This window comes from Nocardioides acrostichi (assembly GCF_015319165.1).
GTDB lineage: Bacteria > Actinomycetota > Actinomycetes > Propionibacteriales > Nocardioidaceae > Nocardioides > Nocardioides acrostichi.
The window spans coordinates 71,756-88,951 of sequence record NZ_JADIVZ010000001.1 but is presented as its reverse complement, the minus strand read 5'-3'; the positions used below and the strand labels follow the sequence as shown (position 1 = coordinate 88,951).

Genomic DNA, 17,196 nt, shown 5'->3' with positions numbered 1-17,196 from the left:
TCAACACCACGTCAAGGACCGACACGCCGTGAAATCCCAAAAATCTCAGTTTTCTCGTGTGCCTCAGTCGTCACATCCGTCACAGATCACACCCGAGAGCGGTCTCGGGGAGCGCGGTGACATGATCGCGGCATGCCCGGAACCAACCTGACCCGCGACGAGGCAGCCACGCGCGCCGCCCTCCTCGACGTCACCGCCTACACGATCGACCTCGACCTCACCACCGGCGAGAAGACGTTCGGCTCGACCACCACCATCGACTTCACGTGCACCGAGCCCGGCGCCGAGACCTTCGCGGACCTCGTGGGCGCCACCGTGCACGAGATCACCCTCAACGGCGACTCGCTCGACCCCGCGACGGCCTACGCCGACAGCCGCATTACGCTCACCGGCCTGACGGCCGAGAACACCCTCGTCGTGCGCGCCGACTGCGCCTACTCCCACTCCGGCGAGGGCCTGCACCGCTTCGTCGACCCGGCCGACCAGCGCGTGTACTGCTACTCCCAGTTCGAGGTGCCCGACGCCCGCCGCGTGTTCACCACCTTCGAGCAACCCGACCTGAAGTCGGAGTTCACCTTCCGGGTCACCGCGCCGGAGGACTGGGCCGTGGTGTCGGTCTCCCCCACGCCCGCTCCGGAGCCCGTCCGCGACGGGGTGGCGCGCTGGACCTTCGAGCCCACGCCGCGCCTCTCGACCTACGTCACCGCCATCGTCGCCGGCGAGTACCACGCCGTGCACGACACCTACGAGGGCAAGCACGGCAGCATCCCGCTGGGCCACTATTGCCGTCAGTCGCTGGTCGAGCACCTCGACCGCGACGAGATCGTGAAGCTCACCAAGCAGGGTTTTGAGTTCTTCGAGGAGGCCTTCGACTACCCCTACCCCTTCGGCAAGTACGACCAGCTCTACGTGCCGGAGTTCAACAACGGGGCCATGGAGAACGCCGGCTGCGTGACCCTGCGCGACGAGTACCTGCCGCGCTCGCGGCAGCCGCGCTCCTTCTACGAGTTCCGCTGCTCGGTGATCCTGCACGAGATGGCGCACATGTGGTTCGGCGACCTCGTCACCATGAAGTGGTGGGACGACCTCTGGCTCAACGAGTCGTTCGCCGAGTGGGCCTGCTACCACGCCGAGGCGGAGGCCACCGACTTCGTGGAGTCTTGGACCGGCTTCGCCAACGCCCGCAAGCAGACCGGCTACCGCCAAGACCAGATGCCCTCGACGCACCCGATCGCCGCCGACAACCACGACCTGCACGCCGTCGAGGTCAACTTCGACATGATCACCTACGCCAAGGGCGCGTCGGTGCTCAAGCAGCTCGTCGCCTGGGTCGGCCTCGACGACTTCATGGCCGGGCTGCGCCAGTACTTCAAGGACTTCGCCTACGGCAACACCGAGTTCACCGACCTGCTCGCCTCCCTCGAGCGGGCGTCGGGCCGCGAGCTCGCGGGCTGGGCCAAGGAGTGGCTCCAGACCGCGGGGGTCAACACCCTCAGCCCTGAGTTCGACCTCGCCGACGACGGCAGCTACGCGCGTCTCGCCGTCCGACAAAGCGCGCACCCGGACTGGCCGACCCTGCGGCGTCACCGCATCGGCGTCGGCTGCTACTCCTACGACGACGCCGGGCAGTTGGTGCGCACCCGGTTCGTCGAGACCGACGTCGAGGGCGAGCTCACCGAGATCCCCGAGCTGGCCGGCGAGCCGCAGCCCGACCTGCTGCTGCTCAACGACGACGACCTCACCTACGCCAAGGTCCGTCTCGACGAGCGGTCCCTGGCCACTGCGGTCGCCTCACTGTCGGCCATCGACGACTCGCTGCCGCGGGCCTTGGTGTGGGGCGCGACGTGGGACATGACCCGCGACGCCGAGATGCCCGCCAGCGACTACGTCGCCCTCGTGCTGGCCAACATCGGCTCCGAGACCGACGCCTGGGGCGTCTCGCGGATCCCGACCACGGGCGCCCAGGCGGTCAACCTCTACACCGCGCCCGAACACCGCCCAGCGGTGCGCACACAATGGGAGCAGGGGCTCCGGGGGCTCGCGGAGCAGGCCGAGCCGGGCACCGACCAGCAGCTGACCTTCGTGCGCTCCTACGCCCTGGCGGCGCGCTCGGACGACGCCCTGGCTTGGGTGGCGGGCGTGCTCGACGGCGAGGTCGTGCTCGAGGGTCTCGCCGTCGACCAGGATCTGCGCTGGTCGCTCATCACCTCGTTGGCCGCCGCCGGTCGCGTCGGTTCGCGCATCGCCGACGAACTCACCCGCGACCCCACCATCAGCGGTCAGGAGCACGCTGCCGCCGCCCGTGCCGCCCAACCGGACGCCGACGCGAAGCAGGAGGCCTGGCGGCTCGGCGTCCTCGACGCCTCCACACCGAACGAGACCGGTCGATCCATCGTCACCTCGTTCCCCCGTGCCGGTCAGGACGACGTGCTGGCGCCGTACGTCGACGCCTACCTCGAGGCTGCGGAGCACGCCTGGGAGACCCTCGGTAGCCACCGGGCGTCGGTCGTGCTCGGCTACGTGTTCCCGGTCGTCCTCGCCTCCGCCGACGTGGCGCAGCGCCTGGAGTCGTGGCTGGCCTCGACCGAGGCTCCGGCCCCGGCCCAGCGCTACGTGCGCGAGGCCCTCGACGACGTGCAACGGGCACTGGCCGCCCAGGCCTGCGACGCCGGCTGACCCGCGCCCCCTCCGGTGGTTGAGCCGCGAGGAGCACCAGCGACGAGCGCGTCGAAACCCGGCGCCCCTCCAAACAACGCCGACTCTCGTCTCACCGGGTTTCGACACGATCTCGGCTAGCGCCTCGACCGGCTCAACCACCAGACGGGCACGATCTCGGCTAGCGCCTCGACCGGCTCAACCACCGCAACGCCCTGCGGTGGTTGAGCCGCGAGGAGCGCCAGCGACGAGCGCGTCGAAACCCGGCGCCCCTCAAACAACGCCGCCTCCCAGCTCACCGGGTTTCGACACGATCTCGGCTAGCGCCTCGACCGGCTCAACCACCGGACGGGCACGGTCGCGGCCTTGCGCCTCGACCGGCTCAACCACCGCAACGCCCTCCGGTGGTTGAGCCGCGAGGAGCGCCAGCGACGAGCGCGTCGAAACCCGGCGCCCCTCCAAGCAACGCCGACTTCCGTCTCACCGGGTTTCGACACGATCTCGGCTAGCGCCTCGACCGGCTCAACCACCAGACGGGAACGGTCTCGGCTAGCGCCGCGACCGGCCCAACCACCGGACGGGAACGATCTCGGCTAGCGCCTCGACCGGCTCAACCACCAGACGGGCACGATCTCGGCCTTGCGGCTCGACCGGCTCAACCAGCGGTGGGCGGGACGCTCAGGCGTGGAGGGTGCGGGGGGCCCGGGCGTGCTCGGCCAGTTGTTCGACGCCCCGACGCAGCCCGCCGGCGAGGTCACCGGAGGCGAAGTCGGACTGCATGTGCAGCACGATGAGGTCGACCTCACGGTCGGAGAGGGTGCTGCGCACCTGCTCGCCGGTGACGATCTCGATGGCGCGTCGTGTGGGGTCGACCATGACCAGCACGCTGCGCGCCGGCAGAGTCAACGATGCGTGCAGGCGTCGCGCGAAGGTGCGAGCATCGGCCCCGTCGACGGTGCCGACGAAGACGGAGAACTCGTAGCGGCAGCTTTGCTCGGCGCGCCGGATGGCGGCGTCGAGCGTGGCTCGCTGTCGCGAGGAGAGCGGGTCACCAGCCGCCACTGCCGCCACCGGTGGTCGAGGTGTCGGCGTCGTCAGAGGAGCTGCCGAGCTCGCCGGCCGCGCCGCGCGGACCGCCCAGCCACTGGTTCTCCACCGGCGGGGCGCCCGGCGCCACCCGCTCGCCGCGCGCCAACGGCGGCCCGTAGACCAGCGCGACGAGCACGACCGCGACGAGCGCGGGGATGCCGATCAGCACCAGCAGCACGTGCAGCGGGTGCACGGCGGACGGGTCGGACCACCCGCTCGGCACGTCTGCCGCGGCCGGACCGGCCAGCAGCACCGCGGTGCCGAGCCCGGCGACACCCAACGTCAGCGTGGCGGCGACGCCACGCGCCACGCGCGAAGCGACTCGGGCAGGACCGGCGGCGTCAGTGACATGCACGCGCCCAGCGTAGAACACGACGACGCGGCTCCCGCCCGGGTGCACGGCACGGCCGCCTCGACGTGACGCGCAGCACGTGAGCCGACTGACACCAACGCGCCGGCCGAAACGGTGGGGTTCGACCGAGGGCATCGGTTTACTGGTCTGCATGCTTCTTCCCACGGCTTTGAACTTCTCCCAGGGAGCCTGCGCCGACGGCGAGACCGTGTGCAACGCGGTCATGGACGCGACGGGCAACCAGACCCTCGCCAACGCCGCCGACGTCTTCATCGGCAAGCCCTTGGCCGTGCTGCTCCTCGTGCTCGGCGGCTTCGTCGTGAGGTGGCTGCTGCACCGACTCGTCGACCGCCTCGTCGCGCAGGCCGAGGAAGGCACGCTGCCGAGCCGGGTCTCGCGCATGGCGTTCAGCAAGGAGGGCAACCAGAGCACCCGGGCCGCCGACGCGCTGGCCCAAGCGCGTCGAGTGCAGCGCGCCAAGACGCTCGGGAGCCTGCTCAAGAGCATCGTCACGGGCATCGTGGTGGCGATCGTCGGCACGATGGTGCTCAGCGAGGTGGGCGTCAACATCGCGCCGATCATCGCCAGTGCCGGCATCGTGGGAGTCGCGCTCGGCTTCGGCGCCCAGTCGCTGGTGAAGGACTTCCTCTCCGGCATCTTCATGATCCTCGAGGACCAGTTCGGGGTGGGCGACATCATCAACGTCGGCGAGGCCACCGGCACCGTCGAGGCCGTCACCTTGCGCGTCACTCGACTCAGGTCGCTCGACGGCACGGTCTGGTACGTGCCGAACGGCCAGATCCTGCGCGTCGGCAACCTCTCGCAGAACTGGTCACGCGCCGTCATCGACGTGGGAGTGGCCTATGACTCCGACATCGATCAGGCGGTCGACGTCCTCACCCTGATCGGCACCGAGTTGTGGGAGGACGAGGCGTGGCGCGAGCTGCTCATCGAGCAGCCCGAGGTCACGGGCGTCGAGGGGCTCGGCGCCGACAGCATCGACCTGCGGCTGATGGCCAAGACGGCACCTCTGCAGAACTGGAAGGTGGCGCGGGAGCTGCGCCGCCGGATCAAGGCCCGATTCGACGCAGAGGGCATCGAGATCCCGTTCGCCCAGCGTGTGGTGTGGCACCGCCAAGAAGGCAGCGACGACGGCCCCGCCACCGCGGACGGTGACGAGGCCGCTGTCTAAAGCCGGTTCGGTCCGGTCGGATCGTCAGCCCAGGGAGGCCTTGAGCCCGATCTCGACCCCCGCGAGGGCCTTGCTGACCGGACAGTTCGCCTTGGCGCCCTCGGCGGCCTCGACGAACTGCTCTTCGGAGATCCCCTCGACGGTGCCGACCACCGTGAGGGTGATGCCGGTGATGCCGGTACCCGGCGTGAGCTCGACGTCGGCCGAGGTCCTCAACGTGGTCGGGGGCGTGCCGGCCTTCGAGAGGCCCGCGGAGAGCGCCATCGAGAAGCACGACGAGTGCGCGGCGGCGATCAACTCCTCGGGGCTCGTCTTGCCGTTGGCCTCTTCGGCGCGCGAGGGCCACGACACGTCGAAGGTGCCGACTCCGGAGGACTCCAGGGCAACGGAGCCCGAGCCGTCGGTCAGCGAGCCGTTCCAGGTGGTCGTGGCGGTGCGAGTCGTAGGCATGGTCTGAGATTCCTCCTGAGTGGTGGGTACCTCCGCACTCTCGCATGCAGCCCCGCCCGCGGGCAGCCCGACCGTCCGAGCGGTGAGCAGGCAACCGACCACCCGCTCGCCGGCCCGGCGCAGCGAGCTCGGACTCGAACCGGCCACGGGGCGGGTCGGCGGAGTCGACGGGGGGCCACCTCGGGCACGGTCGGGGCAGGAGTGATGCACTAGGCCCCATGTCGTTCTACGACGAGATCGGTGGCGAACCGACCATCACCCGCATCGTGGCGCGCTTCTACGCGGGGGTGGCCGACGACGAGGTGCTGCGTCCGCTCTACCCGGAGGCCGACCTGGGCCCGGCGGAGGAGCGGTTCCGGCTGTTCCTCATGCAGTACTGGGGCGGTCCGACCACGTACTCGGAGCGTCGAGGTCACCCGCGACTGCGCATGCGGCACGCTCCGTTCAAGGTGAATCCGGAGGCGCGCGACCACTGGCTGACCTGCTTTCGCGCAGCGCTCGACGAGGCGGCGCTGACCCCGGAGCAGGACGCCCAGTTCTGGGAGTACGTGACGCACGCCGCTCAGTTCATGGTCAACACTTTCGACGACTGAACGACGCGACGAAGTTTTTCTGCGACCGTGTAACGCGTCGTCCTGCTCATGACAGGTAAGGGGTGACCGCCCCGGCCGCCGTGGTGCCCCCCGTGCCTTGGGCCGGGGCGGTCATCTAGTCCCGAACTCCAGCCCAGAGAAGTTGCCATGCCCGATGCCCGGCTCGATCTGCGCATCACCCCTCCCCGGCTGGAGCCCGACCATGCCTTCGCTGACGAGATGGCCTCCTTGGCCTCGAGCAGCACGGCTCCGTCGGCCATGGCCCCCTGGGCCCCTGCGATCGCGGCCGTCACCGTAGGGGCGGTGGCGGGCGTCGCCGCGTGGCTGGGCGGTGTCGTGCCCGGTGTCGACTCGCCACTGTCGCCCGAACCGGCCGAGAGCCCGGCGCCGTCACAGACCTCCCCCGCTACCGACTCGACCGTTCCCTCTTCGCCATCTCCGACTCCCACGGTGGGGGCACCAAATTCCGAGCCTCAGGATGCCGCCACCGTGGGCCCGGGCTCCACCGGGCCCACGCGCGGGCCAGGCCGGGGCGCCGGCCCGGGTCACGACAACGGCAGCAAGGACAAGGGCAAAGGCAAGAGCAAGGGCAAAGGCAAAGGCAAAGGCAAGGGCAAGTCGTCCGCGCGAGGCGACGGCCAGGGCACGCACACCGAGCCGGGCCAGGATCCGGGCACGACCCCGACCTCGATCCCGGGTATCGGGGCCGGCTCGTCGGGCTCCGGAAAGTCCGGGGGCGCGGGTGCCCCCAAGAAGTCTCGGGCACATCACGGGGGTGCCGGACGACGGTGATCCCGGACGCCGAGGAGAACCGGCCCGATCAGCCGGATCCGCCTCCGACTCTCCCCCACACAGACCCCACCGACGCCCTCCTCGAGGCCCCAGCCGCCCTCGTGGCGGCCGCTGCGCGTGGTGAGTCCGCCGCGTGGCGCGAACTGTATGCGCGACACGCGGGCCGGCTGCTGCTCTGGTTGCGCGCCCGCCCGCTGGGCGACGCCGCGATCGATGCCGACGACGTCGCCCACGAGGCCTGGCTGGTCGCGGCCCGGCGCATCGCCCACTTCGACGGCGACGACGACGAGTTCGGCGGCTGGCTGTTCGGGGTGGCGCGCAAGATCGCGCTCAACACGCACCGTCGATCGGCTCGACGCAGCACCGCACCCACCGACCGACCGGAGGCCGACGGCGTGAGTCCCGCCGCGCATGTCGACACCGAGCAGTTGGATGCGGCCCTCGCCCGGCTCGAGGGCCTGCCGCAGCGCGAACGCGACGTGCTGTTGGTCTCCGAGGTGCTCGATCTGGGGATCGACGGCGCGGCCAGCGCCCTCGGCATCCGTCGAGGGACGGCGCGTGTCGCCCGCCACCGCGGGCTCCAGCGGTTGCGGACCCAGCTCGAGGCCGGCTGAGCCGGGCTGTAGGGGTCAGCTGCCCAGCTCACGCAGCGGGCGCAGATCCTCCTCGTCCGGCTGCACGGGCCGGCCCGTGACGCGATCGACGAACACCACCACCACGCGGCCACGCGCGCAGCAGGTCTCCGCCTCGCCCGTCGCGTCGACGATCTCGGTGCCGAACGTCATCGACGTCCGGCCGATGCGCTCGATGGTCGTGTGCACGTCGTACGGCTCGGCGCGCGGGACCATCGGCACCCGGTAGTCGAGCTCGGCGCGCGCCACCACCAGCGCCGGGCCGGGTCGACCCTGCTCCGCCGGTGCACCCGGGGCGGCACCCCACAACCGCCCGATCAGCTCGATCCGGCCCTCCTGGAGGTACTCGAGGTAGGTCACGTTGTTGACGTGGCCGTAGGCGTCGACGTCGCTGAAGCGCACCGGCACCCGCAGGTGTCCCGGTGCGCTGCGCTGCCCGGAGGCCGGGGCCACAGCGGGTGTGCGCGGCTCCTGGCCCGGCTCGAGGTACGGCTCCAGCCGGGCCCGCTCCTCGTCGGTGAGCCGGCGCGGGGTCTCGGAGGCGAACCGGAACGGCGTGAGGACCGTGCGGGCGCGCACGTAGACGATGCGGTCATCGCCCGGTCCACCGTGGGCGGGGTCGTCGACGACCTCGTAGGCCAGGGTGAACGTGGCCGGTCGGATCTCCTCGACATAGGTCTCGACCCGCACCGTGCCCAGCCGGAAGAGCAGTGGCCTGAGGTAGTCGACCCGAGTGCGCACCACCACCAGGCCGTCGGCCTCCGACGTGGCCTCCGTGGCATGGCTCGCCCCCAGGGTCCGGATCATGTCGATCCGTGCTTCCTGGAGGTAGTCGCCGTACACCGCGTTGTTGACGTGCCCCAGCAGATCGAGGTCGGCCCACCTCATCGGGCACTCGTAGACGTGTCGCATCGCCGTCGATCGTCGCATCCCCGGCCGGTGTGACCACGACCACCCACGAGACACATGTCTTCGGGGGCTAGGGTTCGTGACGGTCCACCCGAGAAGAGACCAGAGAAGAGAGTTGGTCAGCCATGCCTGAAGCAGTCATCGTCTCCGTCGCCCGGAGCCCCATCGGGCGCGCGAACAAGGGTTCGCTGAAGGATCTGCGTCCTGACGACCTGACCGCGACGATCGTGCGGGCCGCCCTCGACAAGATCCCGGCCCTCGACCCCGCCACGATCGACGACCTCTACCTCGGCGTCGGGCTGCCCGGCGGTGAGTCGGGCAACAACATGGCACGGATCGTGACCACGCTGATGGGCCTCGATTCGGTGCCCGGCGCCACCACCACCCGTTACTGCGCGTCGTCCGTGCAGACGACCCGGATGGCCTTCCACGCCATCAAGGCCGGCGAGGGCGACGTGTTCGTGTCGGCCGGGGTCGAGACCGTGTCGCGGTTCGCGAAGGGCACCTCCGACCACTGGCCCGACACCAAGAACCCGCTGTTCGCCGACGCCGAGAAGCGCACCGAGGAGACGGCTCAGGGCAACATCCCTTGGACCGATCCGCGTGAGCAGGGTCTGGTGCCCGACGTCTACATCGCGATGGGCCAGACCGCCGAGAACGTGGCGACGCTTCGTGGGCTCGACCGCAAGGAGCTCGACGAGTTCGGCGTGCGTTCGCAGAACCTCGCCGAGAAGGCCATCGACAACGGCTTCTGGGAGCGCGAGATCACACCCGTCGAGACGCCCGACGGCACGGTCGTCACCGCGGACGACGGGCCGCGCGCCGGGGTCACCTACGAGAAGATCGCCGGCCTCGACCCGGTGTTCCGCCCCGGTGGCGTCGTGACTGCCGGCAACTGCTGCGCCCTCAACGACGGCGCCGCCGCGGTGGTCATCATGAGTGACACCAAGGCCAAGGAGCTGGGCCTGACCCCGCTGGCGCGGATCGTGTCGACCGGCGTCTCCGGGCTCTCGCCCGAGATCATGGGCCTCGGCCCGGTCGAGGCCACCCAGCGTGCGCTGGCGCACGCGAACATGAGCATCGGCGACATCGACCTCGTCGAGATCAACGAGGCATTCGCGGCGCAGGTGGTGCCCTCCTACCAGGATCTCGGCATCGACCTCGACCGGCTCAACGTCAACGGTGGCGCGATCGCCGTCGGTCACCCGTTCGGCATGACCGGCGCCCGGCTCCAGAACACGCTGATCAACAGCCTGGACTGGCACGACAAGTCCACCGGCCTCATCACCATGTGCGTCGGTGGCGGCCAGGGCATGGCGCTCATCTTGGAGCGCATGGCCTGACGCTGGTCGTCTCGAGCACCGACGCCCGCGCCGGCCCCACCCGGGGCCGGCGCGGGCGTTCTATCGTGGGGGCGTGAAGCTGCAACTCGTACCCGACCCGCCCGAGGCGGAGCCGCGCTGGCTCGACGAGACCGAGCAACACGCCTGGCGTGCGCTCGTGCTGGGTAGCACCCTGCTCTTCGGCCGGCTCGACGAAGAGCTGCGGGCCGCCTTCGACCTCTCGATGCCGGAGTACGAGATCTTGGTGCGGCTCTCGGAGGCCGAGGGGCTGCGGCTGCGGATGGCCCAGCTCGCCGACGCCATGGCGCACTCACGCAGCCGCGTGACCCACACCGTGAGCCGGCTCCAGAAGGCCGGCCTGGTCGATCGCGTGAAGTCGTGCGATGACGGCCGCGGCATCGACTGCCTGCTCACCGTCGACGGCGTCGACCTGCTGCGTCGCGCCGCCCCGGTGCACGTCGAGGGCGTACGCCGTCACCTGGTCGACCTGATGTCGCCCACCCAACTCCAGACCCTCGGCGAGGTGATGGACGCCGTCGCCGATCAGCTCGTGCCGGACTGCCCGGAATCCGAGATCCGCTGACCTGCCACGTCTTTTCAGGTGAGCCGTCGCCAGTTTTCCGGTGACCTGCCACGTTTTTGCAGGTGACCTGCCACGTTTTTCAGGCGCTGAAAACTCGTGGCAGGTCAGTCGGAAACTAGCGACGGGTCACTTGAAAACTAGCGACGGGTCAGCGAAGCGCGGGTGGTCAGTCGCGGGTGAGGCGACGGTGGGTGACCCGGTGGGGCCGGGCAGCCTCGGCGCCGAGGCGCTCGATCTTGTTCTCCTCGTAGGCAGCGAAGTTCCCCTCGAACCAGAACCAGTTGGCGGGGTCGTCCTCGCTGCCCTCCCACGCGAGGATGTGCGTGGCGACGCGGTCGAGGAACCAGCGGTCGTGGGAGGTGACCACGGCACAGCCCGGGAAGTCGAGCAGGGCGTCCTCGAGCGAGGAGAGGGTCTCGACGTCGAGGTCGTTGGTGGGCTCGTCGAGGAGCAGCAGGTTGCCGCCCATCTTCAGCGTGAGCGCCAGGTTGAGACGGTTGCGCTCTCCGCCGGAGAGCACCCCGGCCTTCTTCTGCTGGTCGGGGCCCTTGAAACCGAACGACGCCACGTAGGCGCGGCTGTTCATCTCGAAGTTGGCGACCTTGATGAAGTCGAGCCCGTCGGAGACGACCTCCCAGACGTTCTTCTGCCCGTCGATGCCGCCGCGGCTCTGGTCGACGTAGGAGATCTTGACCGTCTGGCCGACGTTGAGCGCACCTTCGTCGGGCTCCTCCGCGCCGGTGATCATGCGGAACAGCGTGGTCTTGCCGACGCCGTTGGGTCCGATGACGCCGACGATGCCGGCTCGGGGCAGCGAGAAGGACAGATCCTTCATCAGCGTGCGGCCCTCGAAGCCCTTGGTCAGGCCCTTCGCCTCGAGCACGACGTCACCGAGGCGCGGACCGGCCGGGATGTTGATCTCGCTCGTGTCGATCTTGCGCATCCGGTCGGCCTCGGCCGCCATCTCCTCGTAGCGGGCAAGACGTGACTTGCTCTTGGCCTGGCGCGCCTTGGGGTTGGAGCGCACCCACTCCAGCTCCTTCTCGAGCATCTTGGCGCGCTTGGCGTCCTTTTGCCCCTCGACCTTGAGGCGGTCCTTCTTGGTCTCCAGGTAGGTGGAGTAGTTGCCCTCGTAGGGGTGCGTCTTGCCGCGGTCGAGCTCGAGGATCCACTGAGCGACGTTGTCGAGGAAGTACCGGTCGTGGGTGACGGCCAGAACGGCGCCGGGGTAGCTGGCCAGATGGCCCTCGAGCCACTGCACCGACTCGGCGTCGAGGTGGTTGGTGGGCTCGTCGAGTAGCAGCAGGTCGGGCTGCTGGAGCAGCAGCTTGCACAGAGCCACGCGGCGGCGCTCGCCACCGGAGAGGTGGTCGACCACCACGTCGGGCGGCGGGCAGCGCAGCGCGTCCATCGCCTGGTCGAGGCGGGAGTCGAGATCCCACGCGTTCGCGTTGTCGAGATCGGTCTGCAGGTCGCCCATCTCCGTCATGAGCGCGTCGAAGTCGGCGTCCGGGTCGGCCATGAGCTCACCGATCTCGTTGAACCGGTCCATCTTGGTCTTGATGTCGCCGACGGCCTCCTGGACGTTCTCCAGCACCGTCTTGCCCTCGGTCAGCGGCGGCTCCTGCTGGAGCATGCCGACGGTCGCCTCGGGGTCGAGGATCGCGTCGCCGTTGTTGGCCTGCTCGAGGCCGGCCATGATCTTCATCAACGTGGACTTGCCCGTGCCGTTGGGTCCGACGACGCCGATCTTCGCGCCGTGCAGGAACGACAAGGTGACGTTGTCGAGGACGACCTTGTCACCGTGGGCCTTGCGCACGTTGCGCAGGGTGAACACATACTCCGCCATGGTCAGCGAGCCTACCGACCGGCTCGCCCGAGGGACGAAGTGGCGTCAGGCCGCCGCGCCATCGGATCGTGGTCGGTCCCCGACCCCGGCCGGCTGCTCCTGGCGCTGGGTGCGGGTGAAGGACGAGGTGCCGCGGTTCAGGTCATGCCCGACCAGCTGGGCCTCGACCTCGTAGCCGGTGACCTCGACCCCCGAGGAGTTCACCCAGGTGTGCACCGACAGCCTGCCGTGCACCAGCACCGGGTCACCGCTGCGCAGCGAAGCCGCACAGGTGTCGGCCAGGCCTCGCCAGGCGTTGACCGTGTACCACTGGGTCGTCCCGTCGACCCACTCCCCCGTGCGTCGGTTGAACCGCCGCGGGGTGCAGGCCACCCGGAAGCTCGCCACCGCCGCCTCGCCGGCCTGCCGCAGCGCGACCTGACTGCCGACCCACCCCTGAAGGGTCACCACCGTCTCGTTGAGCACGGCTCCTCCTCACCGCCGGCGGACCGTCCGCCGGGCACGCGCCCCAGCCTCCCGTCGTCTCGCGGCCCGGCGAGCCGCGCGGAACCGACCTGTGCACGACGGCTGCACGAACGGCACCTGTGGAGGCGGGGCGCGCCTGCGCCGGGGCGCACAGGCAATCGACAGCCATGGCACACCCGGCAGCCAACGCGGCGTCCGAACCTGGTGAGCATGAGCCTGTTGACCCCCTCCCGATCGACGACCCCACCTCATCCTGAGTCGAGCCCCGGGTCGAGCCCCGGGTCGACTTCCGGATCGACTTCCGGCGGTACGCCGCCCGAGGCTCAGCCGCGTGACCGCTACCGCCCGCTGCTCGTGGGGCTCTTGGCCGCGACCGCGTTGCTCTACCTCTGGGGCCTCGGCGCCTCGGGCTGGGCCAACGGCTTCTACGCCGCTGCCGCCCAGGCGGGGTCGGAGTCGTGGAAGGCCTTCTTCTTCGGCTCCTCCGACGCAGCGAACTCCATCACGGTCGACAAGACGCCGCTCGCGCTGTGGCCGATGGGTCTCTCGGTGCGCCTCTTCGGACTCTCCTCGTGGTCGATCCTCGTGCCGCAGGCGATCGAGGGCGTGCTGGCCGTCTGGGTGCTCACCGCCAGCATCCGCCGGGCGACCGGATCGACGCTTGCGGGGCTGCTCTCCGGCGCCGTGATGGCTCTGACACCCGTGGCCGTGCTCATGTTCCGCTTCGACAACCCCGACGCGATGCTCGTGCTGCTCCTGGTCGCCTCGGCGGCCTCGGTGCTGCGCGCCAGCGAGCCCGACCAGCGGCGTCCGGGCGCCTGGCTGTCGCTGGCCGGAGCCCTGGTGGGACTGGCGTTCCTCGCCAAGATGCTCCAGGCGTTCCTGGTGTTGCCGGCGTTCGCCCTCGTCTACCTCGTGTGCGGCGCGCCCCGCCTCCGTCGACGGATCGGGCACCTCTTCCTCAGCCTGGCGGCGCTCGTCCTCGCCGGCGGCTGGTGGGTGGCGATCGTGTCGCTGTGGCCGGCCGACTCGCGGCCCTACATCGGCGGCTCGCAGGACAACTCGATCCTCGAGCTGACGCTCGGCTACAACGGCTTCGGCCGGCTCACCGGCGACGAGACCGGGTCGGTCGGCGGTGGCGGCGGAGGTGGCGGGGGTGGGAGCTCCATGTGGGGCAGCACCGGCATCACCCGCCTCTTCGACTCCGAGATCGGCGGCCAGATCGCCTGGCTGCTGCCCACCGCGCTGGTGCTGCTGGTCTTCGGGCTGGCCGTCACGTGGCGGCGTCCGCGCACCGACACCACCCGCGCCGCCTTGCTGCTGTGGGGCAGCTGGCTGCTGGTCACCGGACTCGTCTTCAGCTTCATGGCCGGCATCTTCCACGCCTACTACACGGTGGCGCTGGCGCCCGCGATCGCCGGCCTGGTCGGCATCGGCGTGCACCTTCTCGCCCGAGGACGTCGCACCCCGGTCGCCTCCGTCGTCGCACCGCTCGTGCTGGCCCTGACCTGCGTCACCTCGTTCCTGCTCCTCCAGCGCAGCAGCGACTTCGTGCCGTGGCTCTCGTGGGTCGTGCTCGTGGGCGGACTCCTCACCTCCGTGGCGCTCGTGGCCCTCCCCTGGCTCTCCAGCCGGCTCGCCGCCGGCGCCCTGGCCGCCGCGCTGATCCTCGGGCTGACCGGCCCGGCCGCCTACGCGATCGACACCGCGGCCACCCCGCACACCGGCTCGATCCCCTCGGCCGGACCGACCGTGTCGAGCAGCAGGGGCGGCCCCGGTGGTCACACGGGCGGCGGCCCAGGCGGCATGGGCACACCTCCTGCGCAGATGGGTCAGGCGGGCGGGCAGACCGGCGGACCGGCCGGCGGCACGACCGGCGGCACGACCGGCGGACCGACCGGCGGCACGACCGGCGGACCGACCGGTGGCACCGGCGGCGGAGGAATGGGCGGCCTGCTGAGCACCAGCGAGGTGAGCTCCACGATGCTCTCGCTGCTCACCCAGGACGCGTCGTCCTACACCTGGGTGGCGGCGGCCGTCGGCTCGAACACGGCGTCGGGCTACCAGCTGGCCTCGGGCGACCCGGTGATGGCGATCGGCGGCTTCAACGGCTCCGACCCCAGCCCCACACTGGCGCAGTTCAAGGCCTACGTCGCGGCCGGTGAGATCCACTACTTCATCGGCGGCAGCGGCTTCGGTCAGTCGATGGGCGGCAGCAACGCCAGCAGCGAGATCGCGAGCTGGGTCGAGCAGAACTTCACCTCGACCACGGTCGACGGCGTCACCGTCTACGACCTCACCACGGGGAGCGCGTCATGACCGCGGCACTGACCCACGAGCGGGCCTTCTCCTCCACCGCGACCGTCACCCTCGAGGTGGTCGTGCCGGTCTACAACGAGGAGGTCGACCTCGGGCCGTGCGTCGAGCGGCTGCGGGCCCACCTGGCCACGCTGCCGTGGTCGTGGCGGGTGACGATCGCCGACAACGCCAGCACCGACGGCACCGCGGTACTGGCGCACCGGCTGGCGCACGAGTACGACGACGTCCGGGTCGTGCACCTGGACCAGAAGGGTCGTGGGCGGGCGCTCAAGCAGGCGTGGCGTAGCTCGGACGCCGCGGTGCTCGCCTACATGGACGTCGACCTCTCCACCGATCTCAGCGCCTTGCTGCCCCTGGTCGCGCCGCTGGTCAGTGGCCACTCGGACCTGGCGATCGGCACCCGGCTGGGGCACGGATCGCGGGTCGTGCGCGGCCCCAAGCGCGAGGTCATCTCGCGCAGTTACAACCTGCTGTTGCGCAGCACCCTGCGTGCCCGGTTCTCCGATGCCCAGTGCGGGTTCAAGGCCCTCCGGGCCGACGTCGCCCGTGAGATGCTGCCGCTGGTGCGCGACGACGCGTGGTTCTTCGACACCGAGCTGTTGGTGCTGGCCGAGCGGGCCGGGTTGCGCATCCACGAGGTTCCCGTCGACTGGGTCGATGACCCCGACAGCCGCGTCGACGTCGTGCGCACGGCGATCGACGACCTGCGCGGCATGGCCCGGCTGGGCCGGTCCCTGGTGCGGGGTGAGGTGCCGCTGGCGGAGGTCGGTGAGCGGCTGGGGCGCACGAGCGCCGCCGCGGGGAGCGGCCGCCTCGGCTCGCAGCTTGCGGTGTTCGTCGTCATCGGCGTGCTCTCGACCCTGGGTTACGCCGTGCTCTACCTGGGCTTGAGACAGCTGACGACGGCATTCGCCGCGAACCTGCTGGCCCTGCTGATCACAGCCGTCGCGAACACCGCGGCCAACCGCCGACTCACCTTCGGCGTGCGCGGACGCCGACACGCCTGGCGGCACCAGGTGCGGGGGCTGGGGGTCTTCGGGTTCGGCCTCGGGCTCACCACCGCGGCGCTGTGGTCGGCCGAGGCTCTCGGGGTGCGGGGCAGCGGACCCGAGGTCGTCGTGCTCACCGCGGCCAACCTGGTCGTGACGGTGCTGCGGTTCGCGGCCATGAGGCTGTGGGTGTTCCGCACCCGCTGACTCATGCCGGCCTCCCGGGCTCAGCGCCGCGCGACCACATGGATCATCGACCCCAGTCGGCGGTAGGGGTCGCGGCGCCCGGCCTCCTCCTCGGCCCGCAGGCAGGCGTCGAGGTCGGCTACCGACGAGGCCGGCACGTCGGCGTCCGCCGGGTCGGTGAGCACCCGCACGCCGTACCAGGCCTCGACGGCCAGTCCGAGGGCCTGGCACCACGCCGCGACGTCGTCGATTCCGTGCGCGTAGGCATCGGCACCGAGCTCGTTGACGTAGGAGCGAGCGCCGAAGGCGGCCAGGGCGGCGTCCCAGTCGCCGCGCAGACCGGGCCGCATCGCCAGCGCGTCGACGTTGCGGAACGTGAACGACAGCAGACCGCCCGGGCGCACCATCGCGGTGAGGCTCGCCACCGCCTGCTCGGCGTCCGGCAGGTACATCAGCAGTCCGTGGGCGCAGACCAGGTCGAACGAGCGGCCGGGCAGCAGCGCACCCAGGTCGTCGAGGACGCCGGGGAGCACGGTCAGCGCGAGCCCGCGGCGCCGTGCGTCGTCCGTGGCCCGGGCCAGCAGGTCCGCCGAGGGATCGACTCCGATCACCTCGCACCCGTCAGCGGCCAGCTCCAGGGCCTGCGTGCCCTGACCGCACCCGACGTCGAGCACGGTGTGGGCCGCACCGAGGTGAGCGTGCAGCTGTGTGCGCACGAGGTGCTGGCGCACGGTGTTGCGCAGGCTGCCCAGGCGAGCCGACCAGATGCTCTCGACGTCGTCGAAACCGGCCACGCGC

The 17,196-nt window shown here is 70.6% G+C and carries 15 protein-coding genes; 8 read left to right on the top strand and 7 right to left on the bottom strand.

Going from position 1 to position 17,196, the window contains the following annotated elements:
- The first annotated feature begins 132 nt into the window (after window positions 1–132).
- Complete coding sequence (pepN, locus tag ISG29_RS00465; protein ID WP_194501411.1) at window positions 133–2,676, top strand: aminopeptidase N; 2,544 nt, start codon at window positions 133–135, stop codon at window positions 2,674–2,676.
- Window positions 2,677–3,333: 657 nt separating this feature from the next.
- Here the strand turns inward: pepN and ISG29_RS00460 are convergent.
- Together ISG29_RS00460 and ISG29_RS00455 are read right to left on the bottom strand one after the other, a co-directional pair.
- A complete protein-coding gene (locus ISG29_RS00460) occupies window positions 3,334–3,717 on the bottom strand; it encodes a DUF5130 family protein (protein WP_194501410.1) in 384 nt (127 codons plus the stop codon).
- Complete coding sequence (locus ISG29_RS00455; protein WP_194501409.1) at window positions 3,704–4,099, bottom strand: hypothetical protein; 396 nt, start codon at window positions 4,097–4,099, stop codon at window positions 3,704–3,706. Before ISG29_RS00455 ends, ISG29_RS00460 begins: the two co-directional genes overlap by 14 nt.
- A 148-nt stretch (window positions 4,100–4,247) precedes the next feature.
- On the opposite strand from ISG29_RS00455, the gene ISG29_RS00450 reads away from it, so the two are divergent.
- Window positions 4,248–5,288, top strand: a complete 1,041-nt coding sequence (locus ISG29_RS00450; protein WP_235958408.1) for a mechanosensitive ion channel family protein — start codon at window positions 4,248–4,250, stop codon at window positions 5,286–5,288.
- 24 nt (window positions 5,289–5,312) lie between these two features.
- Here the strand turns inward: ISG29_RS00450 and ISG29_RS00445 are convergent, their stop codons facing one another.
- A complete protein-coding gene (locus ISG29_RS00445) occupies window positions 5,313–5,738 on the bottom strand; it encodes an OsmC family peroxiredoxin (RefSeq protein ID WP_194501408.1) in 426 nt (141 codons plus the stop codon).
- Window positions 5,739–5,956: 218 nt separating this feature from the next.
- Between ISG29_RS00445 and ISG29_RS00440 the strand changes: the two genes are divergently transcribed.
- Together ISG29_RS00440 and ISG29_RS00435 are read left to right on the top strand one after the other, a co-directional pair.
- Complete coding sequence (locus tag ISG29_RS00440; protein ID WP_194501407.1) at window positions 5,957–6,331, top strand: globin; 375 nt, start codon at window positions 5,957–5,959, stop codon at window positions 6,329–6,331.
- A gap of 788 nt (window positions 6,332–7,119) precedes the next feature.
- Window positions 7,120–7,737, top strand: a complete 618-nt coding sequence (locus ISG29_RS00435) for an RNA polymerase sigma factor (RefSeq protein ID WP_194501406.1) — start codon at window positions 7,120–7,122, stop codon at window positions 7,735–7,737.
- 15 nt (window positions 7,738–7,752) lie between these two features.
- Here the strand turns inward: ISG29_RS00435 and ISG29_RS00430 are convergent, their stop codons facing one another.
- Window positions 7,753–8,643: a thioesterase family protein gene (locus ISG29_RS00430; RefSeq protein WP_235958407.1), complete on the bottom strand. Its 891-nt coding sequence runs from the start codon at window positions 8,641–8,643 to the stop codon at window positions 7,753–7,755.
- A 146-nt stretch (window positions 8,644–8,789) separates the two neighbouring features.
- Here ISG29_RS00430 and ISG29_RS00425 point away from each other — a divergent pair, with 146 nt between their 5' ends.
- Together ISG29_RS00425 and ISG29_RS00420 are read left to right on the top strand one after the other, a co-directional pair.
- Entirely contained in the window at window positions 8,790–10,007 is a 1,218-nt protein-coding gene (locus tag ISG29_RS00425) for an acetyl-CoA C-acetyltransferase (protein WP_194501404.1), read from the top strand.
- A 73-nt stretch (window positions 10,008–10,080) separates the two neighbouring features.
- Window positions 10,081–10,590: a MarR family winged helix-turn-helix transcriptional regulator gene (locus tag ISG29_RS00420; protein ID WP_328827339.1), complete on the top strand. Its 510-nt coding sequence runs from the start codon at window positions 10,081–10,083 to the stop codon at window positions 10,588–10,590.
- A gap of 166 nt (window positions 10,591–10,756) precedes the next feature.
- Here the strand turns inward: ISG29_RS00420 and ettA are convergent, their stop codons facing one another.
- Window positions 10,757–12,439 (bottom strand): energy-dependent translational throttle protein EttA, encoded by a 1,683-nt coding sequence (gene ettA, locus ISG29_RS00415; RefSeq protein ID WP_194501403.1) that lies wholly within the window; start codon window positions 12,437–12,439, stop codon window positions 10,757–10,759.
- Window positions 12,440–12,484: 45 nt separating this feature from the next.
- Complete coding sequence (locus ISG29_RS00410) at window positions 12,485–12,904, bottom strand: single-stranded DNA-binding protein (RefSeq protein ID WP_194501402.1); 420 nt, start codon at window positions 12,902–12,904, stop codon at window positions 12,485–12,487.
- A 354-nt stretch (window positions 12,905–13,258) separates the two neighbouring features.
- Between ISG29_RS00410 and ISG29_RS00405 the strand changes: the two genes are divergently transcribed.
- Together ISG29_RS00405 and ISG29_RS00400 are read left to right on the top strand one after the other, a co-directional pair.
- Window positions 13,259–15,223, top strand: coding sequence for a mannosyltransferase YkcB-related protein (locus ISG29_RS00405; protein ID WP_328827336.1), 1,965 nt, complete (start codon window positions 13,259–13,261; stop codon window positions 15,221–15,223).
- Window positions 15,220–16,419 carry a glycosyltransferase gene (locus ISG29_RS00400; protein ID WP_194501400.1) on the top strand — a complete coding sequence of 400 codons (1,200 nt, stop codon included), beginning with the start codon at window positions 15,220–15,222 and terminating at the stop codon, window positions 16,417–16,419. The genes ISG29_RS00405 and ISG29_RS00400 overlap by 4 nt, the downstream gene beginning before the upstream one ends.
- Before the next feature lie 20 nt (window positions 16,420–16,439).
- Here the strand turns inward: ISG29_RS00400 and ISG29_RS00395 are convergent, their stop codons facing one another.
- Window positions 16,440–17,192, bottom strand: a complete 753-nt coding sequence (locus tag ISG29_RS00395) for a methyltransferase domain-containing protein (protein WP_194501399.1) — start codon at window positions 17,190–17,192, stop codon at window positions 16,440–16,442.
- Window positions 17,193–17,196: the final 4 nt, after the last annotated feature.